This is a genomic window from Rhizobium sp. 1399 (assembly GCF_031455475.1).
Classification (GTDB): domain Bacteria; phylum Pseudomonadota; class Alphaproteobacteria; order Rhizobiales; family Rhizobiaceae; genus Rhizobium.
Window position 1 is genome coordinate 1 of the sequence record NZ_JAVDSU010000003.1, and the last position, 22,651, is coordinate 22,651.

23 protein-coding genes are annotated in these 22,651 nt (G+C 59.9%); 4 read left to right on the top strand and 19 right to left on the bottom strand.

Features of this window, described 5'->3' with window-relative positions; all coding sequences use genetic code 11:
* Positions 1-279: DUF4082 domain-containing protein (locus J2X71_RS11370; protein WP_310382195.1), on the top strand; the 279-nt coding region annotated here is incomplete at its 5' end.
* Positions 280-371: 92 nt separating this feature from the next.
* Positions 372-1,556 (top strand): GTP-binding protein, encoded by a 1,185-nt coding sequence (locus J2X71_RS11375; RefSeq protein ID WP_310382196.1) that lies wholly within the window; start codon positions 372-374, stop codon positions 1,554-1,556.
* A 73-nt stretch (positions 1,557-1,629) separates the two neighbouring features.
* Here J2X71_RS11375 and J2X71_RS11380 read toward each other — a convergent pair whose 3' ends face one another.
* From J2X71_RS11380 to J2X71_RS11400, 5 genes are all read right to left on the bottom strand, one after another.
* Complete coding sequence (locus J2X71_RS11380; RefSeq protein ID WP_310382197.1) at positions 1,630-2,811, bottom strand: M20 aminoacylase family protein; 1,182 nt, start codon at positions 2,809-2,811, stop codon at positions 1,630-1,632.
* Positions 2,812-2,898: 87 nt separating this feature from the next.
* A complete protein-coding gene (locus J2X71_RS11385; protein ID WP_310382198.1) occupies positions 2,899-3,678 on the bottom strand; it encodes an amino acid ABC transporter ATP-binding protein in 780 nt (259 codons plus the stop codon).
* Positions 3,675-4,616, bottom strand: coding sequence for an amino acid ABC transporter permease (locus J2X71_RS11390; RefSeq protein WP_310382199.1), 942 nt, complete (start codon positions 4,614-4,616; stop codon positions 3,675-3,677). The genes J2X71_RS11385 and J2X71_RS11390 overlap by 4 nt, the downstream gene beginning before the upstream one ends.
* Positions 4,613-5,503 carry an ABC transporter substrate-binding protein gene (locus J2X71_RS11395; protein WP_310382200.1) on the bottom strand — a complete coding sequence of 297 codons (891 nt, stop codon included), beginning with the start codon at positions 5,501-5,503 and terminating at the stop codon, positions 4,613-4,615. Before J2X71_RS11395 ends, J2X71_RS11390 begins: the two co-directional genes overlap by 4 nt.
* A gap of 47 nt (positions 5,504-5,550) precedes the next feature.
* On the bottom strand, positions 5,551-6,522 hold the full coding sequence (locus J2X71_RS11400) for a nitrate ABC transporter substrate-binding protein (RefSeq protein ID WP_310382201.1): 972 nt from the start codon (positions 6,520-6,522) through the stop codon (positions 5,551-5,553).
* 100 nt (positions 6,523-6,622) lie between these two features.
* Between J2X71_RS11400 and J2X71_RS11405 the strand changes: the two genes are divergently transcribed.
* The gene (locus J2X71_RS11405; RefSeq protein WP_310382202.1) at positions 6,623-7,951 is read left to right on the top strand and encodes an aminotransferase class I/II-fold pyridoxal phosphate-dependent enzyme; all 1,329 of its coding nucleotides are present in this window, start codon (positions 6,623-6,625) and stop codon (positions 7,949-7,951) included.
* 18 nt (positions 7,952-7,969) lie between these two features.
* On the opposite strand, the gene J2X71_RS11410 is transcribed toward J2X71_RS11405, so the two are convergent.
* The 6 genes from J2X71_RS11410 to J2X71_RS11435 form a co-directional block, all read right to left on the bottom strand.
* Positions 7,970-9,655 carry a GMC family oxidoreductase gene (locus J2X71_RS11410; protein WP_310382203.1) on the bottom strand — a complete coding sequence of 562 codons (1,686 nt, stop codon included), beginning with the start codon at positions 9,653-9,655 and terminating at the stop codon, positions 7,970-7,972.
* Positions 9,656-9,728: 73 nt separating this feature from the next.
* Positions 9,729-10,808: a sn-glycerol-3-phosphate ABC transporter ATP-binding protein UgpC gene (locus J2X71_RS11415; protein ID WP_310382204.1), complete on the bottom strand. Its 1,080-nt coding sequence runs from the start codon at positions 10,806-10,808 to the stop codon at positions 9,729-9,731.
* A 6-nt stretch (positions 10,809-10,814) separates the two neighbouring features.
* A complete protein-coding gene (locus tag J2X71_RS11420; RefSeq protein WP_310382205.1) occupies positions 10,815-11,693 on the bottom strand; it encodes a carbohydrate ABC transporter permease in 879 nt (292 codons plus the stop codon).
* Positions 11,690-12,580, bottom strand: coding sequence for a sugar ABC transporter permease (locus J2X71_RS11425; RefSeq protein WP_310382206.1), 891 nt, complete (start codon positions 12,578-12,580; stop codon positions 11,690-11,692). Before J2X71_RS11425 ends, J2X71_RS11420 begins: the two co-directional genes overlap by 4 nt.
* Positions 12,581-12,654: 74 nt before the next feature.
* Positions 12,655-13,884 (bottom strand): ABC transporter substrate-binding protein, encoded by a 1,230-nt coding sequence (locus tag J2X71_RS11430; protein WP_310382207.1) that lies wholly within the window; start codon positions 13,882-13,884, stop codon positions 12,655-12,657.
* A 55-nt stretch (positions 13,885-13,939) separates the two neighbouring features.
* Positions 13,940-14,893: a sugar phosphate isomerase/epimerase gene (locus tag J2X71_RS11435; RefSeq protein WP_310382208.1), complete on the bottom strand. Its 954-nt coding sequence runs from the start codon at positions 14,891-14,893 to the stop codon at positions 13,940-13,942.
* A gap of 233 nt (positions 14,894-15,126) precedes the next feature.
* On the opposite strand from J2X71_RS11435, the gene J2X71_RS11440 reads away from it, so the two are divergent.
* Complete coding sequence (locus J2X71_RS11440; RefSeq protein ID WP_310382717.1) at positions 15,127-16,206, top strand: LacI family DNA-binding transcriptional regulator; 1,080 nt, start codon at positions 15,127-15,129, stop codon at positions 16,204-16,206.
* A 194-nt stretch (positions 16,207-16,400) separates the two neighbouring features.
* Here the strand turns inward: J2X71_RS11440 and J2X71_RS11445 are convergent, their stop codons facing one another.
* From J2X71_RS11445 to J2X71_RS11480, 8 genes are all read right to left on the bottom strand, one after another.
* Positions 16,401-16,652 (bottom strand): hypothetical protein, encoded by a 252-nt coding sequence (locus J2X71_RS11445; RefSeq protein WP_310382209.1) that lies wholly within the window; start codon positions 16,650-16,652, stop codon positions 16,401-16,403.
* Between the two features lie 75 nt (positions 16,653-16,727).
* Positions 16,728-17,465 (bottom strand): TfuA-like protein, encoded by a 738-nt coding sequence (locus tag J2X71_RS11450; RefSeq protein WP_310382210.1) that lies wholly within the window; start codon positions 17,463-17,465, stop codon positions 16,728-16,730.
* Positions 17,462-18,619 carry a YcaO-like family protein gene (locus J2X71_RS11455; RefSeq protein ID WP_310382718.1) on the bottom strand — a complete coding sequence of 386 codons (1,158 nt, stop codon included), beginning with the start codon at positions 18,617-18,619 and terminating at the stop codon, positions 17,462-17,464. Before J2X71_RS11455 ends, J2X71_RS11450 begins: the two co-directional genes overlap by 4 nt.
* Positions 18,620-18,667: 48 nt before the next feature.
* Positions 18,668-18,886, bottom strand: coding sequence for a hypothetical protein (locus tag J2X71_RS11460; RefSeq protein WP_310382211.1), 219 nt, complete (start codon positions 18,884-18,886; stop codon positions 18,668-18,670).
* A gap of 11 nt (positions 18,887-18,897) precedes the next feature.
* Complete coding sequence (locus J2X71_RS11465) at positions 18,898-20,739, bottom strand: peptide antibiotic resistance protein (protein WP_310382212.1); 1,842 nt, start codon at positions 20,737-20,739, stop codon at positions 18,898-18,900.
* 8 nt (positions 20,740-20,747) lie between these two features.
* Positions 20,748-21,179 (bottom strand): helix-turn-helix transcriptional regulator, encoded by a 432-nt coding sequence (locus J2X71_RS11470; RefSeq protein WP_310382213.1) that lies wholly within the window; start codon positions 21,177-21,179, stop codon positions 20,748-20,750.
* 353 nt (positions 21,180-21,532) lie between these two features.
* On the bottom strand, positions 21,533-22,012 hold the full coding sequence (locus tag J2X71_RS11475) for a RidA family protein (protein WP_310382214.1): 480 nt from the start codon (positions 22,010-22,012) through the stop codon (positions 21,533-21,535).
* A 2-nt stretch (positions 22,013-22,014) separates the two neighbouring features.
* Complete coding sequence (locus J2X71_RS11480) at positions 22,015-22,629, bottom strand: NIPSNAP family protein (protein WP_310382215.1); 615 nt, start codon at positions 22,627-22,629, stop codon at positions 22,015-22,017.
* Between the last annotated feature and the right edge of the window lie 22 nt (positions 22,630-22,651).

Genomic DNA, 22,651 nt, shown 5'->3' on the forward strand with positions numbered 1-22,651 from the left:
GGCTGGCAAACCGTGAACTTTACAACACCGGTTACCATCACCGCCAACACCAACTATGTCGCCTCCTACCACACGACAGGTGCCTATGTGGCGACGGACGGCTTCTTCAACAGTGCGGTGACAAATGGGCCGCTGACGGCTCAGTCAAGCGCTTTGGCCGGTGGCAATGGCGTCTATGCCTATGGCGGGTCCGCCACCGCGGGGCTCTTCCCGACCAACACCTATGATTCAGCGAATTACTATGCCGATGTGGTCTTCCGCCCTCAGCTTGCCGCATGACGCATCGGGAAGGAGGCTACGAACGGGATTCGAATGAGGCTCATACGACGCAAATACCGACCGCTCCGAGTGCTCACATTCAGGGCATGCCGATGAACAGCATCGAGCGGCTCCCGGTAACCGTGCTCGCCGGTTTTCTCGGCGCTGGTAAGACGACGCTTCTCAGTCACGTCCTGAACAATCGTGAAGGCCTGCGGGTTGCCGTCATCGTCAACGACATGAGTGAAGTGAACATAGACGCAAGCCTCATTCGAGACGGTAGCTGCAACCTGTCGCATACGACGGAGACATTGGTCGAGCTCAGCAATGGCTGCATATGCTGCACCCTGCGCAACGATCTGCTCACGGAAGTGCGGCGACTGGCCGAAGAAGGGCGATACGACTATCTGTTGATCGAAGGGACCGGCATTGCCGAGCCGCGCCCCATCGCGGCAACCTTTTCCTTCTGCGATGAAAACGGCGTTTCGCTTTCCGATTTTGCCAGACTAGACACGATGGTCACGGTGGTCGACGCTGCAAACCTGTTAGTCGACTACAGTAGCGCCGATCTGCTTGCCGACCGCGGCTTGCAACGGGACGGTGAGGACCGGCGCACCCTAATCGACCTGCTGGTCGACCAGATCGAGTTTGCCGATGTCGTTGTGATCAACAAGATCTCGGATGCGACTGAAGAGGTCCGCGCCGAGGTCCGCAAGATTGTTGCGTCTCTCAACCCGGATGCGCGTCAGGTAGAGACGGATCTCGGCAGAGTTTCTCTGGCAACCGTTCTCAATACCGGCCTCTTCGATGAAGAAAAAGCCGCCGCACATCCCTTGTGGCACAAGGAATTGTACAGCCCGGGCGAGCATGTTCCGGAAACGGAGGAATACGGGGTATCGAGCTTTGTCTACCGCACGAGGCGCCCCTTCGACCCCAAGCGGTTTCGGGCATTCCTGGACGAGCCCTGGCCAGGGGTGCTTCGCGCCAAGGGCCATTTCTGGCTTGCCACGCGCCCGCGTCACGTAGGCCTTATGTCGGCTGCAGGGGTGCAGCGGCGTTGCGAACCCATGGGGCTCTGGTGGGCAGCTGTTCCCCGGCAGGACTGGCCGAGCCATCAGCAGTTTCATCAGCACCTGCAGAGCCGATGGGACAGCGCCTGGGGCGACCGCCGGCAGGAACTGGTGTTCATTGGCGTTGGTATGGACGAGACAGGTGTGCGGACCGCGTTGGACGATTGCCTCGCCAGCGCCGATCCGCGTGATTGGGCCGGCCTCGAAGATCCGTTTCCGGCCTGGTAGCGCAGGACGGCTTCGCAATGTTTGCGCCGCGAACGCAAAGGCGCGAGAGTTCACGGCCTGTCGCCGAGATGCCTCAGTTGTCGAGATAGCGTTCGGTCAAGCGCGCCCACATCGCGGCACCCACCGTCAGGGATTTGTCGGCAAAGTCGTATTTGGCGCTGTGCAGGATCGCGGATTCCACACCGTTGCCAAGCCGCAGGAAGCTGCCGGGCTTGTGCTCGAGGAAATGCGAGAAGTCCTCACTGCCGGGAATGAGGTTGCAGAGAGCGACCTTGTCAGCACCGACGAGCTCTTCTGCGACCATGCGGGCGAATTCGGTTTCCGCCTCCGAATTGACGACCACGGGGTGTCCGCGAGTGTATTCGATTTCGGCGGTTGCGCCGTAACCGTCGGCGATCGTCTCGGCGAGCCTGCGGATCCTGGCCTCCAGCGTCTCGCGCACCTTCGGGTCGAAGGAGCGAATGCTGAGCAGCAGTTTTGCATTTTCGGGGATGACGTTTGCGGCCTCGCCGGCATGGATCGCGCCGACCGTGACGACCGCGGTTTGTGTCGGATCGATGCTGCGGGAAACGACCGATTGCAGGCTGACGACGAGGTTGCAGGCAACGACCACCGGATCGACGGTCAGATGCGGCCGCGAGGCGTGGCCACCCTTGCCCCTGATGATGATCTCAGCGCTGTCGGCAGCCGCCATCAGGGGGCCCGACCGCATCAGCCAGGTGCCTTCGGGTGCGCCGGGATGATTGTGCAGACCAAAGATAACGTCGAAGGGAAAGCGTTCGAACAGCCCGTCAGCGATCATTGCGGGCGCACCACTCAGCGCACCTGCCTCCTCGGCGGGCTGGAAAATGAGATTGACGGTGCCGTTGAAGCGGCGCGTGCGTGCCAGATATTCGGCTGCACCGAGAAGTATCGTCGTGTGGCCGTCATGTCCGCAGGCATGCATCTTGCCGGCAACCGTGCTGGCATAGGGGCGGCCGGTCTCCTCGGTGATCGGCAGAGCGTCCATGTCGGCGCGGATGGCGATGCTCTTCTTTCCGGCGCCGACCGTCATGCGCGCAACCACGCCATGGCCGCCGACGTTGCGGGTGACGTCATACCCCCAGGATTCGAGCTTTTCGGCAACAAAACGCGCGGTCTCGGCCTCCTCGAAGGAGAGCTCTGGATGAGCGTGCAGATGCCGGCGGACGGCCGTCAGCTCGGCTTCCATCGGTTCGAAATCGGAGAGGCGGGCAAAATCATTATCGAGGGACATGGCAATTCCAGTTTCATGGGCGCGGTATCGCCGGCCGGCTCACGGTAGAACCAGCCCGCAGGGCAAGAGCATGGAGGAGCCGCCGCGCTAGATAAAGCGCGACAGGAAACTTCTGGTGCGGGGGTGCTGCGGGTTGCCGATCACGTCTTCCGGCTTGCCCTCTTCCACGACCTTGCCGTCATCCATGAAGACGACGCGGTCGGCCGCTTCCCGCGCGAAACCGATCTCGTGGGTGACAACGATCATCGTCAGACCCTGGTTTGCAAGATCCCGCATGGTGGCGAGAACCTCGCCGACCAGTTCGGGGTCGAGTGCCGAGGTCGGCTCGTCGAAGAGCATCAGCTTCGGCTTGATGGCGAGCGCGCGGGCAATCGCCACGCGCTGCTGCTGGCCGCCGGAAAGCTGGCGCGGGTAGCTGTCGGCCTTGGCTGAAAGCCCGACCCGTTCCAGGAGCCTCAGCGCATTTTCGGTCGCGGCCTTGCGGCTTTCACCGTGTATGCCGACCGGTGCCTCGATGATGTTCTGCAGCGCCGTCATATGCGGGTAGAGATTGAACTGCTGGAACACCATGCCGATCTTTCGCCGCTGCAGGGCGATCGCATGGTTCGACAGCTGCAGCAGCCGGTCCTTGTGCAGGCGGTAGCCGATCTGTTCACCGTCCACCTCGATTGAACCCTGGTTGATGGATTCGAGGTGGTTGATACAGCGCAAGAACGTCGATTTGCCGGAGCCGGAGGGGCCAAGGACAACGACGACCTCACCGGGCGCGACGTCGAGATCGATACCCTTCAGCACTTCCAGATCTGCGAAGGACTTGTGGACGTTGCGTGCCTTGACGAGAGGCTCGATAGTGGAGATCTCGTTCATACGCCTGCCTCCGTTGCCTGTGCCATGACAGCCGCTTCCTTTACAGGCTTGGCGGCGCCCGTGCGGCGATCGCCGCGGCTGTAGTAGCGCTCGATATAGGCCTGGCCGACATTCAGGACCGACGTGATGAGCAGGTACCAGAGGACGGCAACCAGCAGCATCGGCACGATCTCGAAGGTGCGGTTGTAGATCGACTGCACCGAATAGAGGAGATCAGCCATGGCGATGACGCTGACGAGCGAGGTCGCCTTGATCATGCTGATCAGCTGGTTGCCGGTCGGCGGAACGATCGAGCGCATGGCCTGTGGAATGATGATGCGGCGAAGGGCGCGGATGCGCGTCATGCCGAAGGCTTCCGCCGTCTCGAACTGACCCTTGTCCACCGAAAGCAACCCGCCGCGGATGATTTCGGCCATATAGGCGGACTCATTGAGTGCGAGACCGGCAATCGCAGCCGTCATCGGGCTGATCACCGAATTCGTATCCCAGCTCATGAAGGTCGGGCCGAACGGAATGCCGATCGACAGTGTCGGAAAGAGCGTCGAAAGATTGTACCAGAAGATCAGCTGCACCAGGAGCGGTGTTCCGCGGAAGAACCAGATGAACAGCGAGGCAAGCGAACTTGCCAGGCGATCGCTGGACATTCTCGCGACGGCCAGCACGAGGCCGAGCGCGATGCCGATGATCATCGCGACGACCGTCAGGCCAAGCGAGACGTAAAGGCCGCTGATGACGGTGGGGTCGAAGAAATAATGTGCGACGACCGGCCAGCCGAAATTCTCATTAAGCGCGACCGACCAAGCCCAGTAGGCGGCGATCGCAAACGTGATGGCCCAGGCCGCAACGCGGCCTTTGGGGAAGGGCTTGTGGGCATGGGCCACATCCCGGCTTCTCGCATCGCCAGGGGGCGATGCGAGTGTTTGTATTTGTGTGCTCATTTCGGAAGCGTCCCACCGAGGTTGATGCCGGGCTCCTTGATCATGTTGTTCTCAAGGCCCCACTTCTTCATGATCGCGGCATAGGTGCCATTGTCCATCAGCACCTTCACTGCATCGCGCAGGACTGGGCCAAGCGGCGAGCCCTTCGCGACAACCGCGCCCTGATAGAGATTCTCAAAACCGTTCTTCTGTCCGACACCGGTCAGTTCCAACTGGCCGTTGGCCTGCGACACGAAATAGGTGAGCGGCGCCTGGGAGGAGAAGAAGGCATCAGACCGCTTGGAGCGGACGGCAAGGATAGAGCTCGGCTGGTCGGTGAAGGACTGTACCTCGATCGCGCCCTTGCCATCGGTCTTGCACTTTTCGGCCTGCACCTGGATGACCTTTTCGGCCGAACCGCCGGCCATGACGGCGATGCGGTTGCCGCAGGCGGTATCGAGCGAGGTGATGCTCTTCGGATTGCCCTTCTGCACCGAGAAGACCACAAATTCCTGCACCCAATCGACGAAGTCGTTGGACTCTTCGCGGCTCTTGAAATCGCCGACGGGACCGAAGGCAAACTGATAGCGGCCCGAGTTGACGCCAGCCAGCAGCGCCGGCAGACCGCCCACGGTCTCATGCTCGATCTCGACGCCGAGAACCTGGCCGAGCGCGTCGGTCAGATCGGCGCTGGCGCCGCTCATCTCGGTGCCCGTGACGATTTCATAGGGAGGAAACGAGCCATTGTTGACGGAGATCATCTTGCCAGATGTGCGGATCGCTTCGGGCAACTGCGCATGAAGCGCGTCGTTGACGGAAAGCTTGGGCAGGGCCGCATCTTCAGCGAAGGCCGTTCCCGAGATCACCACGCTCGTCAGAGCAAGGCATGCAATTTTCCTGATCGACATTGTTCATTTCCCCTGTTTGGTTCGAATTTATGCGTTTCGTGTTGCGTTCACCCGATGCGGCTACCGTCCACATCGAAGGAGAAGAGGTCTTCCGGCGTCATCAGCTGCGGCAGGATGCCCTGGACGTGAAGCTCGCTGGCGAAGTCGGCGATCATCTTGCGGTTGACCGCAAAGCCGCTGGCCTCCCAGCCGACCGGAAGCTCGGCTGCCGACTTCAACAGTTCGTCCATCATGAAGGGCGAGGTGTCGGCGTATTTGCGGCGTTTGCTCAGCCACATCCGCTGCGATTCATCGATCAGCTTGCTGAGCTCCTCGATCACCCACGGGTTCTGCGCGACGATGTCCGCTTTGATGCCGATCAGATGCATGCCGGGAACATAGCCCACATCATCGAAATATCGACGTTCGGCACCTCTGAAATCGGAAACGACTTGCCGGAACGGCGATCCTCCGCCGAAGTAGCCGTCAGGCATGAAAGGCGTGAAGATCGCATCAAGGAAGCCTTCCTTGAGCAGGTCGACCATGGGGCGCTCGCCAGGAGCCGCTTCGATGCGGCCGGGCCGGCCGAACCCGTCTAGGCGATCGACGACCGGATGCGCTTCCGTCAGGCGGCCCGCATACCACATGGCATCCTCGACGCCGACGCCCTCGCGGCGCAGTGCTGCTCTGGTCCAGGTGTTGCCGGAGTCGCGCCATCCGGTGACGCCGATACGCTTTCCGGCCAGTTGGCCGAGTTCGGTGATGGGGCCGTCCTTGCGGGTGATGATGCAGCGGTGACGGAAGCCGCGCATGATGAAGTTCGGAATGCCGACGACGCTCTCGTCGCCATCAATGCGCAGCTGTGTATAGCGGCTGAAGGACATTTCCGCGACATCGTAGTGGTCGCTTTTTCCGAGATGCGAGAGCAATGTGCCGACGCGGTCGACCTTGATGTCAAGCTTGGGAGAGGAGACATCGCCGAGAACCAGGGGCGTCATGTAGTCCCAGTCACGCAGGGCAAGTCGGAGGCTAAGGGGCATCGGCATTCACTCGCAAAGACCTTGTTTTCGGAACAATTAAATGTTCAAAATTATCTGATCAAATGTTATTACGTTATTGAACATTAAAAGTGGCGATTAAATGAGCGATATTATCGACGCGGCATGGTTTGCCCAAAAATTGACCGATCGGACAATTCGAGGAATTGCGATTGAAACCAGTGCCTTGATCCGCGCCGGGGCGCTCCCCGTCGGAACGAAGCTGCCACCGATCCGCGATCTCGCCTTTGCGCTCGGGATCAGTCCGGCGACGATCTCCGAGGCCTGGAGCGAGCTGAGACGCCAGAAAATCATTACCGGCAGGGGACGGAACGGCACCTGGGTGAGCGGCGATCGTTTCGTGGCGAAACCCGAACGGCTCGGCAGTTCCGGCCGTTATGGAGCCGACGTCCTCGACCTGACATCGGCCGTGCCGGATGTCCGGCTTTTGCCAAAGCTTACCGAAGCCATGGCCTATGGAGCGTCGGCCGAAAATCTCAACAGCTACGAGCGAAGCCGCATTCTTCCGGAACTCGAAGAGGCTGTCCGAAAGACTTGGCCATACGAACCGGAGGCATTGCTGGCGACGAACGGAGGCTATAATGCGGTCTACACGCTTATCCAGGCGCTCGTCATGCCCGGTGCGTCCGTTGCAATCGAAGATCCGACCGCCATGCGGCTTCTTGATATTCTGGAGGACCGCGGCGTGCAGATCATTCCCGTCCAGTGCGATCGGGAAGGGCCGCTGCCTTCGTCTCTCGAGGCCGCAATGAAGCTGCGGCCGGTCGCCTTCATTTTCCAGCCGCGGCTTCATTCGGTGACTGGCCAGCACGTCAGCAGCGAGCGGTTGCAACGACTTGGAGACATTCTCGACGGCACGGACACCTTGATCGTCGAAGATGACGGCATTGCTGACATTTCCACGGCTCCGCGTCATTCGCTCGGTGGCCGGTTTGCCGATCGGACCATTCACATTCTCTCCTATTCGAAGACGCATGGTCCGGATCTCAGGCTTGCTGTGCTCTCAAGCTCGCGGGCGATCGTCGAACAGATCCAGTCCTACCGTAGCTTCAGCGCCGGCTGGACAAGCCGCATCCTTCAGGCGGCCACCGCCTGGCTTCTGCGGGATCCCGTGACGCAAACCTCGCTGCAACACTCTCGCGATATCTATTTCCAGCGTCGGGCCGATCTGGTCGACGCCCTGGAGGGACGTGGGATCGAAGTGCAACATGGCAGCGGCCTGTGTGCCTGGGTGCCGGTCGCATCCGAACCTTTCGCGATGGTCACGCTGGCGGCGCGAGGTATTGCGGTTCATCCCGGTGCTAAATTTTCCATCCTTCCAAGCGCACATCTCCGCGTGGCGACGGCCATATTGTCTGATCGGCTAAACGACGTGGCCGACTCGATCGCGCTGGCCGCCAGCCCGGCCTAGTCTTCGGTGTCGCTCCAGTCATCCCAACACTTCACGGCGTTTGGAGACGCCGGCAGATCCGCGGTACTGCGCCGCGAGCTTCCGGCAGGCGCGAAGAGTCAGGGCCATGACGGTCAAGGTCGTACCCGCCGTTCCGCCACCGGCAAAGGCGCTCGCGTCGGTCACAAGAAGATTGGGCACGTCCCAGCTCTGGTTCCATTCGTTGAGGACGGAGTTTTCCGGCGAAGTGCCCATGCGCGCGCCGCCGCTTTCATGGATTGCCGCACCCATGCACATGGTCTTTCGGAACCACTTGCGGAACAGGAAACGGCTTAAAGGGTCGGCATCCGGGAAGGCGCCACGGCCCATTTCTCTCAGGCCAAGCGGGGATCCGATGAAGTCTAGCTCGCCGCCGGCACTCTTCACCATGTCGATCAGGGTCATTTCCTGCTTGCGGATCAGCTCCTGCTCGGGCTCATGCATCACGCAGCGGATATGCGGTACCGGAATGCCCCAGGCATCCTTGTGGCTGGCATCGAGAGTAATGCGATTGTCGGCGTGCGGCAGCATCAGGCCGAAGCCGAAGAAGGCAAGGCTCGATGGCTCGTTATCGCCGACCGGCGCGCGGCCGACGCTGCCCTGATAGGCGAAGTCGCCGCGCGGCGCCTTTCCTTCCACATTGTCGAAGCGCGGGACGAAGATCCCGCCCGACGGATTGTAGAACGGATCCTGCGGCGCCGAATCGTCATGCGACCAGCCACGGGCAGGCGCAAAGGTTCCAAAGGCCAGACAAGGCAGCTGGTCCATGAAATAGCGACCGAGCGTGCCCGAACTATTGCCAAGCCCGTTCGGGTGCCTTGCCGATGCCGAATTCAGGAGCAGGCGAACGCTTTCGATCGGCGAGGCGCAGAGGACGACGTTTTCGGCCTTGACCGCATGGACGCTGCCGGAATTGCGATCAACGTATTCTGCGCCCGTCGCCCGACCTGTCTTCGCATCCGTGGTAATGCGGCGCACGATCGCATCGTGGCGGATGGTCAACTTGCCGCTGGCGAGCGCCTCCCGCAGCGGGCGCGGCACGCGCTCGGCGTCCGGCGCGATATAACGCCAGGATACGACATGCCGTTCGGGCGCCTGGCTTTCGACAGTCTTCTTGAAGAGCTCTTCGGCCGGTGTCAGCTTGGCGGGGCGGGAATAGACGCCGTCCGGCAAGGTCGAGACATGATCCTGATTGCCGTAGAGGCCAAGCTGGCTTTCGGCTTCGGCATAGAAGGGGGCTAGTTCGTCATAGGAGACGGGCCAGTCGACGCCGCGGCCGCTGCGGCTTTCAATCTTGAAATCGTCGTCGCTCCAGCGCAGCAGCACGCGCCCGAAACTGTGCAGTCGCCCACCCGACTGCCGGCCGCGGATCCACAGGAAGGGTTCGCCGCGCGGCGTGGTATAGGGGTTATTCCGGTCATTGACGAAGAAGCGGCTGAAGCGCTCGGTGAAGAAGGCGGCACGCGCCTGCACCGGCTGGCCCTTGATGGTCGCCCGTGCGCGCTCCCAGATATTGATGGCGCTTGCGGGCGGTTTCTTGCGGGTGGGATCGAAATCTTTCTTGCTGATCTCAGGGCCGGCTTCGAGAAGCAGGACGGATAGACCATTGGCCGTCAATTCCATGGCAGCAAAGGAGCCGGCCGCGCCGGAGCCGATCACCAGCGCATCATACACTTTCTCAGACATGTCGTTCAAAACCTGACTTCATCAATGGAATGGGACGGGCAGCGCGATCTCTCTGCTGCCGGGAGAGCACGGCTCAGAGGCGATTGCCGTCCCCTGCAAAAAGCGATGCCCTGGAGAGATCGAGACCGATGCCGATGACATTGCCCGGTTGGAGCGAGAGATCGCCCATCACCCGCAGCGACAGGGTCGTGTCTTTCCAGGTGAGCCAGACAACCGTATCGGAACCCATCGGCTCCAGGACTGAGACGGCTGCATGAAGCGCGGTGTCCCCGGCTTCCGGTCGGATACTCAGATGTTCCGGACGCACGCCAAGCGTTACCGGGCAGGCCTGCGGCCTTGCGGCAAAAGCGTAACCAGACATGTCGAGGGTGAGGTCGCCCGCCTTGAATAGCACCTTATCGCCGTCCCGTTCGATGCTGCCTTGAATGAAATTCATCGAGGGCGCGCCGATGAAGCCGGCGACGAAGAGATTGGCAGGCCGGTGATAGATCTCCGCAGGTGTGCCCAATTGCTGGATTACGCCATCGCGCATGATGGCGATGCGATCGGCAAGTGTGAGCGCCTCTACCTGGTCGTGGGTGACGTAGATCATCGTGTTGCCGAGCTGCTGGTGCAGCTTCTTGATCTCGACGCGCAGCTCGTTGCGCAATTTGGCATCGAGGTTCGACAGCGGCTCGTCGAACAGGAAGACGTCGACTTCGCGCACCAGCGCGCGGCCGATCGCAACGCGCTGGCGCTGGCCGCCGGAAAGCTCGGCCGGGCGGCGGTCGAGCAGCTTTTCAAGATGCAGGAGCGATGCCGCTCGCTCGACCCGGCTGTCGATTTCCGGCTTCGGCAGGCCCGCGACCCTGAGGCCGAAGGAGAGGTTCTTGCGAACCGACATCCGGGGATAGAGCGCATAGGACTGAAACACCATGCCGATGCCACGGTCCTTCGGTTCTTCCCAGGTCACGTTTTCCCCCGAAATCCAGATTTCCCCGTCGGTGATGTCGGAAAGACCGGCGATCGCGTTCAGCAAGGTCGACTTGCCACAGCCGGACGGGCCGAGCAGGACGAGGAATTCCTTCGGTGCGATATCGAGCGACATTTGCTCGATCACCGTATGGTCGCCGTAGCTGATCTTCAGGTCCTTGATGGAAACAGCAGAGTGCATTCAGCCTTACCCCTTGACGGCGCCGGCCGCGATCCCGCGGACGAACCAGCGTCCGGACAGGAAATAGATGGCGAGCGGAATGATGGCGGTGAGGATGGTGGCCGCCATGTTGACGTTGTAGTTGCGCTCGCCCATCGTCGTATTGACGATGTTGTTGAGCTGTACTGTCATCGGCAGATTGTCGCGTCCGGCAAAGACGACGCCGAGCAGGAAGTCGTTCCAGATGCCCGTGAACTGGAACATCGAGGCGACCACGATCATCGGGAGCGCCATCGGCAGCATGATCTCGATGAAAATCCGCCAGAAGCCGGCGCCATCGACGCGCGCTGCCTTGAAGAGTTCTTCTGGAATGGTGACGAAATAGTTGCGGAAAAGCAGCGTCACCAGCGGCAGGCCAAACAGCACATGCACGAGAATAATGCCGCCGAGGCTGTTGTAGAAGCCCATCACCGCCATGGCGCGCACGAGCGGATAGAGAAAGATCTGGTAGGGCACCAGAGCGCCGGCCATCAGCAGGCCGAACATCAGGCGTCCTGCCTTCGGGCGCCAGAAGGAAAGTGCATAACCGTTGATTGCGCCGATCAGGACGGAGATGACAACGGCCGGCACGGTGATCTTCACCGAATTCAGGAAGCCCATGCGCACGCCGGTGCATTCGCTCCCGGCACAGGCGCCGGCCCAGGCCGTCTTCCAGGCGGTAAAATCCAGGTGCAGCGGCAGGGCAAAAATCTGCCCCAGCCGGATCTCGTCCATGGTCTTCAGCGACGTGACGATCATCACGTAAAGCGGCACGGCGAAGAACAGCGCGGCGGAGATGAGGAAGGCGTATAGGCCGATGCGCGCGACGGTGATCTGCGTCGGCCTAGGGCCGCGGGGATGGATCATAGCGTACCTGCCTGGCGCCGGGCGCGGATATGTTGGGCATAGCGGAAGGGTGCGACGATGATCAGCACGGTTAAAAGCAGGACGGTCGCCGCTGCTGTCGCAAGGCCGAGATTCTGACGCTGGAACAGATTGTCCATGATGAACTTCGCCGGCACCTCTGTTGCCGATCCCGGTCCGCCATTGGTGAGCGCCACAACGATATCATAGGTCTTGATCACGCCCATGGAGAGCAGCGTGCCGGCCGCCGCAAAGGCCGGCGTCAGTTGCGGCAGGATGATCGAAACATAGGTGCGCCAGACGGGAATGCCGTCGATGCGGGCAGCGCGCCACTGCTCGCCATCGATGCCGCGCATGCCGGCCAGCACAAGGATCATGACGAGGCCCGCGCCCTGCCAGAGGGCCGCGATCACCACCGCATAGATCGCAAGATCGCGGTTGATGATCCAGTCGAAGGAAAAACCCTGCCAGCCAAGCGCACGCACGCTTGCCTGAACGCCGAGCGTCGGGTTCATCATCCATTGCCAGATCAGGCCGGTGACGACGAAGGACATGGCATAGGGGTAGAGGAAGATCGTCCGGAAGGCGCTTTCGAAGCGTACCTTGCGATCGAGGGCGGCGGCAAGCAGGAAGCCGACAAACAGGCAGCCAAAGACGTAAAGCACGCCGAAGATGATGAGGTTCTGGAAGGAGACCAGCCATTTGGCGGTCTGAAACAGCTTGGAATATTGCTCGAACCCGACGAAGTTCCACGACGGGAACAGCCGCGAATTGGTGAAGGACAGGGTCACCGACCAGACCATGGTGCCGAGGTAGACGACGACCACCGCAGCCCAGGTCGGGATGAGAGCGATGAGCGCCGCCTTCGAGCGGTTATGCTTCCGTTTCATCAGAGCGTCTTTGCAAGGGGCTTCGAAAGTCGCCTGCACCAGTGGTGCGGTGCAGGCGACAGGCTTGTTTGATTTTACTCGAAGATCGCGGCGAACTGCGCAGCCGATGCATCGACATCGGCGGACGGATTAGCCCAGAATTCGCCGATGAAGTCTGTCAGAGCGCCCACCTGCTCCGGCGTCGTGGTGATGGCGTGTTCGGGAACGATCTTGCCCTCGCCCATGAAGGCCATGCCCTTCTGGGTGCAGGCGTCGAACTTGGACTTGTCGACATCGATGCGTGCGGGGATCGAGCCCTTGTTCAGCGAGAATTCGACTTGAACTGCGGGGTCCATGACGACCTCGGCAAGCAGCTTCTGCGCTGCGTCCTGGTTGGCGTCGTTCGTCTTCAGATAAGCGAAAGCGTCGGAGATATAGATCAGGCCTGGGGAAGCGGGAGAGATGGCGCAGCCGAAATCCTTGTCGGCGACTTTGCCGGCAGCCGTGAATTCGCCCTTGGCCCAATCACCCATGAACTGCACGCCGGCCTTGCCAGTGATAACCATGGCGGTGGCGTCGTTCCAGTTGCGGCCGGCAGAGCCTTCATCGACATAGGCCCGCATTTTGCCGAAGATTTCGAGAGCTTTCTTGACGCCGTCGGAGGTCAGGGCTGCCTGATCTTTTTCGGCATAGATCTTCATGAAACCGTCCATGCCCACCTGGGACAGGAGCACCATGTTGAAGACCTTCACCTCCTGCCAGCCTTGGCCGCCCCAGCCGATCGGTGTCAGGCCTGCGGCCTTCAGCTTGTCCATGTCGGCGAAGAAGGTGTTCCAGTCCTTGGGCTCTTCGGTGATCCCGGCCTTGCTGAAGGCGTCCTTGGAATAGAACATCCAGCTTTCACCGTGGATACCGGTCGGCGTCAGATAAACTTTGCCGTCATAGGTGATGTAATCATAGAGTGCCTTCGGAAGCGCATCCTTCCACTTGCCGGCAGCCGCCACTTCATCCATCGGGTTCATCAGGCCCTGCTCGATGAATTCGGCCGGATCCTTGCCGACGACGACCTGTTTTGCGGTCGGAGGATCACCGGCGACGAGGCGGTTCTGGAATGCGGCATTGGCATTTTCGAAGCCGGCAATCGTGGAGCTCTCCCACACACCGCCGCGCTTTTCGAATTCCTTCTTGATGGCCTCGACGGCGCGGCCCTCGCCGCCTGATGTCCAGGAGGTGAAGACCTCGGCCTTCAGCTTGTCGTCTGCATTCGCAAGGCCGGCAGCGCCAAGCAGCATGGTACCGGCGAGCAGGAGCGTCATTTTCTTCATTGTTCCACCTCTTGAATAGGCCCTCTTTGCGGGGCCGTTTGGTTGCAAGCTACGGTTAGCGATAGATCGGCAGCAGCGCCTGCCGCACGAGGGTCAGACCGTTGGCAATGTCGCCAACGGGATCAACTGCGGCGTCGAGTTCGAGAATTGCCCAGCCATTGAACTGGCGATCCCGCAAGAGGCGGATCCAGGCCGGCCAGTCGACGCGGCCAAGGCCGAAGCCACAGAAAAAGGGACGGTGGCGCTCGTGGATGTCGGTGCCGATCGGCGTGTCTGCCGGCATTTTGCCGACCGCATCCTTCCAGTGGGCGATGATCATGCGCTCGTGATGGCGATCGACGAGCTGGATCGGGTCGGAACCCTCGAGAATGATATGCGCCGTGTCCGGGCACATGTGCACATAAGCCGGATCCGTCAGCAGCATCAGAAGATCGACGTCGCGGGCAGCGGCAAAGATCGAATGCGCTTCCGTATGCACGGCGAGCTTGACACCCTTCTTGTAAAGGATGGCTCCGAGCCGATTCAGGAAATCGGCGATGATCTTGGCCTGTTCGAAATCGCGGAAACGCACGGGCTCTTCGCCTGGCGTCTGACGCATCGGTGCGCCAATGACCATGATATCGCCGCCGCAGGCCTTGATGAAATCGGCATATTGTTCGGCCTTGGCGATGATGGCTGCCTGCGCGGCGGCCTCGGTAAAGTCGCCCGATGCCTCCAGCTCCGCGAAGAAGCCGGATGCGAGCTGGAGCCCGCGGGCAGAAAGCTCGGCGCCGAAGGTCTCCACAGACCCGTAGGTCTTGATCGCATCCTGCCAGTTGAACGGAGAGAAGGTCAGCTCGACACCGGTCACGCCCGAGGCCTGGATGCTATCGAGGATCTTGTCCCAGAACTGCCGCGGCTGAGACTTCGCGTGTTCCACGATTGCGTCATAGCTGTCGACGCCCCAGAAGCCCGGGTGAAAGAAGGTGACCAGGTCCACACCAAAACGCAGATTGTCACTCTCAGCCATTATTCAGCCCCTTCATCCAGGCATAGCTCATCCGTCGCGAAGAGTGTCTCACGCGTCGAATTTTATCCAGTGAATTCAATGTTTTGGCAATTGGCAATCGATTGCCATGCCTGGATATTAGTCAAGCCGATAAAATATGCAACGCTTTTCTTCGAGTTTTTGGCAATCGTTTGCTATAACGGGATTCGTGAGCCGAACAGAGTTTGGTTGCACTGGGCTAAGTGGATGGAATGATGAAGAAAACCGAAGATAGCCTATCCACAGAGGGATCATCCGCCCTGATGGCCGATGTCGCACGTCTGGCGGGCGTCGCAACTTCCACAGTCAGCCGCGCTTTGGCCAATCCGGGGCGGGTCAACGAAAAGACCAGAGCAAGGATTGCAGCCGCAGCAGAACAACTCGGCTATACGCCTAATGCCGCTGCCCGCAACCTGCGTGTCGGCAAGTCGAACGTCATTATGATCATCCTGCCGGGCTCGCTGCATTATGGCGCATCCCAGATCATTCCCCAGGTTCTCGAGGCCGTGAATCGCACGGTTATCCGCAACGGCTACAATCTGATGATCGCCAACCTCGATCGTGACGAAAGTTCCGAGCGGCATATCCTTGATCTTGCCTTCGGAGGGACGGTGAGGGGCGCGCTGATCCTGTCATCGCAGCTGCCGGTAGTCGCCAACAGATCGCTTGCCGAGGCGGGACTGCCGATCGTTTCGCTTCTGCTCGACATGAGCGATACTTCTGTTCCGAGCATCATCACCAATGACAGACAGGCTGTGAAAGAGGCTGGTCGGGAGCTCCTGGCGCTCGGGCACCGCCATTTCTTCTACATCGCCGGCCCGACGGGCAACTATCACGACATCGAACGCTATGCCGGTCTCGTCGAAGCCTTGCAGGAAGCGGGGCTTTCCGAACAGCATGTCACGCGCGCCGGTGGCCAATTCACCTTCCAGTTTGGCTTTGAAACGGGTCTGCAGGCTGCCGAAGACTTTGCAAAGCTCGATGAAAAGCCGACCGCTGTCGTGGCGACGAGCGACGACATGGCAATCTCCTTCATGAGCAAGGTTCAGAAGATGGGATGGCGCGTACCAGAGGACCTGTCGATCGTCTCGTTCGACGGATCTCCGGTGTGCGAATATTGTGCGCCCCCGCTCTCGACGATCGAGCAACCCATGGAGGCTCTCGGGGAGACCGCGACAGAATTCCTGATTGCCAGGATGGAAAAGTCGGATGAAAGGCGAGAACTGCGCGTCGTCATTCCGAGCCGGTTCATTCGCCGTGAAAGTATCGCGGTGAACTCGAAATTGACAACCTGACTTTATTCTCGCGATCGGCTCTCTCTGAATTGTTTGGGTGCAGCTTTCGGCTGACCGCATCGACAGGCGCGAAATCACCTGCCGAGTCTCAGTTCGTTTCTGCGAACATTGTTTCCGCGCCTACGAATCTTGGATGAGAGGACATTCAACGACCTTTAGTGAAACAACGACTGAGGCATTGGCCACAGGGCTGATCAGTGCAGCTCGATATTCATGTCCGCGAGCAACGGCTCCAGACCGGGAAGATCGGCATCCGTCGCCCTGCGCAGCTCCCGCGTAACCGCCGTCAATGCCAGATCGAGAGACTGAGCGCCCAGTTCGATCTTCAAATCTTCCGCCAACGCCTTTGCATAACTGATCATCCGAGCCAAAGCCATGAGCTCGTCAATATCATCCATGTCTGCCGCCGCTGCGTGCTGAAGTTTTCCCGACCCTATGACCGTCATATCAATTCTCCAGATTGCATAGATGACCATAAGGACAGTTCGGTACTAAAGTGCGTGAAAAACGCGTGAAACACTTTATGGGTGCAATTGGATCCGGGCTTTTGAGCGGGCTAGTTGTTCGGACCAAAGCGTGGTTTTCCTGAATTCCCAATGGCGATTTATCGGCACGCGCTGATCATCCGCATTGCGAACAACTTCGAGGAGAGCCAGGGCATCGAGCCGCTTCTGATCGATTGCGTGGGTCTTCACCATGTTCAGCCAATGCGGCTTTTGCGATGCCGGTATTGCCGCGCATGTGCAAACGATGAGAGCCCAGCTTCTCTTCTTGAAGAAGAGATTTGCCGCGGTTTGTTCGAGAGCCAGGCGAAAGGCTTTATCAAAGAGCTGCAGCCTTTCCATCTCGTCCAAAGTGCTTCTCACATTGACCATCGGCACGGTCAGCGGTCTGCCGCCCAGCTCCATCGGTTCGTGCAGAAGCGCGACATCGGCGTCATCGACGATGGTTCCGCTGACATAGTCGTTGAAAATCCGGCCAACACCGATCATTCCAAATGCTTGGCATTCGGCGGCGCGCAAGGCACCCATGCTGGCCGCGCCCAGAACCGTGACATTGAGGGAGAGAGCGAAGAGAATTTCCTTATGCCAAACCGGTGCGGTATTTTCAAAGCCGCCGTCGACCAAACCTATGACGTTTGCGCCATCTTCCACCGCCCTTAACACATCTCCCTGAACAGCGGGCGGCCGCAGAACGATATCCGTCGCGGCGTGGCTTGCTGCGTCAGGCAAGCTCGGGCCGATGAAGACGACCTTCACCAGCGCATCGCCCTTGCAAGGGCCCGTTGGCCGAAACGATGGAGCCTGTTGCCCCCGGGGTTCTCAAGATCGGGTATGAATATCTTCACCACCGAAAATGGCAGGTTTGCAGGTGTCAGGGGAAGGGCAATCACCGAGCCGATTCCGCCGGCGCGAAGTCGCGTCAGCAGGTCATGCAGCAGGACGGATATGTTTCCAGCCGGTCTTGTGATGGTGGCCGCAGATACAGAAGCAGGGACGGCAAGAAAGGTGGTGCGGGTTTGTGCCGGAAGCGGCGTTGTGAACAATTCGGGCCAGACATCGTCGCGGGCGCCGCTGATATAGGTCAGTCTAGACTGAAGCGCTTCCGTTACGGCGCGGATTGCCGCCCGCACGGCCCAGGGATGTGCGCCGCTGCCGCTGGTGACCTCGACGAACCGGAGCGGCACTTTGCCGTCGATCGCTGATGGGGCGACGAGTGCAGTATAGCAGGGGATACCGATATCGCTCGTGATCTCGAAGAGTTTCAAGATGAGCCCGGCGGCCTCGATCCTGTCGATCAGGCCCGAGAGCGCGGCGTCGGCAAAACTCCTGGGATCGACGCAGCATGCGCAGCGCTTGTCATCGCTGGCAATCTGCCAAAGCACATGGGCGTCGCGTTCGATGCGCTCCAGAATGCCATGGAAGATTGCTTCTTCCACGGTGTTGCCCGAGGCAAGACCATCCGACGACATCCAGAACCGGTTCTGCCGCGTTCGATCGAGGAGGGCGGCATCCTGCGGGACATGGATCGGCTGGTCGTGAAGCAACTCGCTTGCCAGGCTCCAGGCCAATTCCTCGTCTTCGCCCACGACCTGCTCGCCGCTTGCGATCAGGCAATCGAGCGGTTCGACGCAATCGCCCCGGCGTCGCAGGTCTCGTGCCGACGAAACCGTAGTTATGGTGACGGGTTCGCCCGCCACCGCGCGTTCCAGGGCCTCCATCGCCGCCGAGACTTTGGCGTCGATATCCTCAAGTCCCTTGCCTTGCGCGATGACAATGGAGCGGGAGTTCGGTGTATAGGCGCACCAGACCGGAAGACCGACACAATCGAGATCAGTCTGTCGTGACAGGCGCGTGATGCCCATTGCCTTTAAATAAGGAGCGACACGGGACAATGTGTCCCGCGGCGCAATTGTTCGGTCGGAATAAAGATCGGAATGACAAGTCAGCGTCGCGCGCCTTCAGCCATCCACGTGGCCGGAGAAGACCGTATCAGCCGAGGAGACGGCAATTGCGAAATCGACATTCTTGATGAATACGCCGCCGGCGTCGCGCTGCTTGACGGCTGCCGCCAGATCGCCGCTGGCAGGCACCTGGACCGGCGTTACGGTGCCCGCGTCGATATCCACGAGCCAGAGCCCCTTGTCGCCCGATACACCCAGTACAACAACTTTTGCCATAATATTCTCCTTCAGGTTTTTGAAAAACCGGCCTTGAAAAGACCGTCTCGGTAAAGCTCTTTTTGCCACTGCTCCTTGAAGGGCACCAAGGCGAGCCATTTCTCGACCTCGAAAGCAGGATTGAGGAGCTCGGCGCGTTGCCGATAAAACTGTGCCCGTTTTCGATCGCCGATCATCGCGCAACTGGCGGCCGCGATGCGATAGGCCGGTGCCTTGTCTTTCATCCGATCGACATAGGCGAGCGCCTCTTCGTACTGTTCAAGGAAGTAGCTCGCCCCAGCCGCGCACCAGAGATAGGCGTCGGGTGCGATCGGATTGAGCGAGATCGCTTTCTTGATTTTCTCCAGCGCATCTTGCGGCCGCGATGCATGGACCAGCGTGTCCGCATGGCTATAGATCACATCGGCATAATGCGGGCTGAGGCTTTCGGCGAGGTCGAGTGCTGCAACGCTGTCATCGACAGCACCCTGGTAAAGTTTCGTTACGCCAAGTTCCCGATGCCCGGCTGCCGATCCTGAATCCCTCTCTATCGCCCGAAGTGCCTGATTTTCCGCAAGCTGCAGCAGGGCGGGATCGCCTTGCGTGGTCAACAGCCACTCGCTGGTGAATGTCCGCGACAGGCCTGTGAAAGCAGGGGCATAGTCTCGAGAAAAATGCAGTGCGCGCTTGAAGGATTTCCGTGCACGCCGGATATCCGGTAAGCTCAGCTTGGTAAGCAGACCGGCACCGAGGAGATAGGAATGGTAGGCCTGCGGATCCGCTTCGTTGCGAAGGCGAATGCTTTCGTTCCGCTTCAATTGTCCTGAGACGGCGTCGGCAAGTTTCTGGGCGATCAAGCGCCTCTGTGTCGGCAGCGTTTCGACCGCCATGTCAAATCGGGCTGCCCACAAGATCTCGTCGGTTGGAAAATAGATGAGTTGTGCATAAAGCCCCTCTCCGGAAAGCCGTGTGTCCAGGAGGTAGGAAATCGAATGCCGTTGAACGATGGTAGCCTTGTCGGAGTCGCGGCGGATCTGCTCGGCTGTATGGGGTGCGACGACGGATATGTTGCGCAGGGCGCAGAGCTCGATCGTGACGTCCTCGATAAGGGCGTCGGCAATTGCCGACTCCCGTGTCAGGGCCGCCGCACCGGGGGGCAGCAGTACGAGCCGCGGCACAGATGTCGCCGTTATGATTTGCGGCATGCCGGCGTCTTGCTGCTCGGCGATGAGACTGCGTGCCATTGCCACGGCTCTCGCCGCCTGCGGGCGGCGTTGCGGATGATCCTCTGCCGTGCCACGAAGGATCGATCGGATTTGCTCGTCACCGGGAAAGACTTCAAGAAGTTGAAGTCCCGAGCGGCGCAGAAGGCGACGTTCCTCGTCATCACGAATATGATCTGCAGCCCTGACGAAAATATCCCTTAAGGTGAGCAGGTGCAGCTGCCGTTCGCGCTCAATCCATCCATCGATTGCCTTGGTCGATGCGCTGAGACCGGCAATGAAGCCACGTTGTACGAGATCGCTGACGGCCGCCAATTGCGCCACCGGCTGCTCTTCCTTGCGCAATATGTCGAGATCAACCGACAGGACGTTCTTGTTCAGGCTGACGAAAGGTGGCCCGAAATTCAGTATCTGTTCGTCGGGTCCTGTCGCTGTGTCGCGAATGCGTGAAATCAACTTCCGCAAATTGAGATCGGCAAGATGATCTCCGGTCTCGTTCCACAAGAATCGCGCGAGCTCTTGTCGGCTGCGCTGGTAATCCGGCGAGCAATACAGATAGGCGAGCATCACCAGAGCCTTGACCGGATAGCGGATCGGCGCTCCCAGGCCGTCTGTCAGTCGCAATTCGCCAAAGGTCTGGAGATGGATCACGAAAGCCCTCAGGCGCCGGTTTCTGGACGAATGACATCGATATCAGGGTGGGTGTTCCTGGCCAGGCTCTTGGCAAGGGCGACGAGCTTCTGGCGGATAGCCGGGCTCTCGATCGCCATGAAGGCGCGATTGAGAGCTTGGGCGTCCTTCGACGCCAAAAACGCATTCAGATCATCCCTGCCGTTGCTGACAAGGTTATAGGTGGTCGGCTCGGTGTCATTTTCGAAGAAGAACTGAACGGGTACGCCCAATGTCTCGGCGATCGTTTGCAGCCGGCTCGCGCCAATGCGGTTTATGCCTTTTTCATACTTCTGGATCTGCTGGAAGGTGACGCCGATCCGTTCGGCAAGTCCGGCCTGTGATAGCCTGAGCAGCTTGCGGCGCGCCCGCACTCTGCTGCCGACATAGGCATCGATCGATGTGGGCGACTTGGCCTTCATGGCTGGAACCTCCGGTCACGGATGATCATTGCGAGGTTTGCGTCAAAATGCAACCGAAAGTAATATAATAATTTTCGTGAACAGCGCTGCGACGCTAGTAACATTTTGCTGAAATTTAGATTTTCTGTATCGCAATCATTCGATTGGTAATGCCCGAATAAAGCTGAGAGTAAAAGGCTCGGCCTGGAAAACCGCAAGGCCTGGGAAAAGCTCTCCCTGGTCCGCTTTCGAACGGGGAGAGCCAAAGCGTTTTTCTCGCTGGATAAATGCGGAAGAAAGCTGCCTGAAGTTCATTTGCGGATAGACTTCGCTTGCGAGGGCCTTCGAGGCAAATTGCTCCAGCTGCCTGCTGCTCAAGCATAAAAAGGCGAAGACGGCAGGACCTCGATCACCGCTTCGATTTCGACCGGAATGCCGCCCGGCAACGAACCAGCTCCCATGGCGGTACGGGCATGCATGCCGCGCTCACCGAAGACCTCGAAGAAGAGATTGGAGCATCCGTCGATCACGAAGGGGTGGCACGTGAAATCGGGTACTGCATTGACCATGCCAAAGACTTTCGCAACCCGTGCGACCCGATCGAGACTACCGAGACTGGCATGGGCAACCGATAGGAGGTTGATGCCGACCAGCCTTGCAAAGTGCTGGGCCTGATCGGCGCTATAATCGCGGCCGACGACGCCTGTGTAGGGTTTCCCATTCTCATCGAGGGGAGCAAGTCCGGACAAGAACAGAAGCCCGCCCGCTTCCACGGACGGAAGGAAGCGGGCAATCGGAGCAGGTGGAGGGGGAAGTTCGATGCCGAGTTCGCGGAGACGACCTGCGATGCCCATGCCTATTTCAGATCCGAGAACGAGGTTGCGACAAACAGTTCCGACCGCAGGTTGGTCAGTCTGCCGGAGCCGCCTGGCGGCGGCCAGATGCCTTCCTTACTCGCCTGCGCTCTCGCCGCCATGCGGGCTTCGATCGTCTGGTACGGCCAGATATGTACCATCTTTTGCGGTCCTTCCTCGATGGATGCCATGTTGGTTAGGAGCGGCGACATTTCATAGCGGCGATCGATGATCTTGGCCCAGGCAGCTTCCGTCTCGGCTAGGCCGTTGGGGGCGAGCGTGTAGGTGCGGAACTCATAAAAAGGACCGTAGGTCCCCGGCGAAATCGGCTTTGCAAAGGACAGCGGCTTGAAGGCCGTGCTCGTCACACCCGCGAGATGCGCGCCGATCTTATAGGGATCTTCTGCCGTCATCAGTCTGGCGCGCTCTTCCGCAATCGCCTCTACCCCCTCATAGGCCGTCAAGAAGGCGAAGCGATTCAGTGTGCCGAACTCGCAGGCAAAGGCCCCGAGCGGCCTGCCGGTCGCAGAAAAGCTCGCGTAGGTCTCCGGCAATACGGGCATGACGACGCCGAGTGTATTCGGCTGCAGCGACAGGATCGTCAGGTCATAGATCATTTTCAGTCTCGCTCTTCCTGAA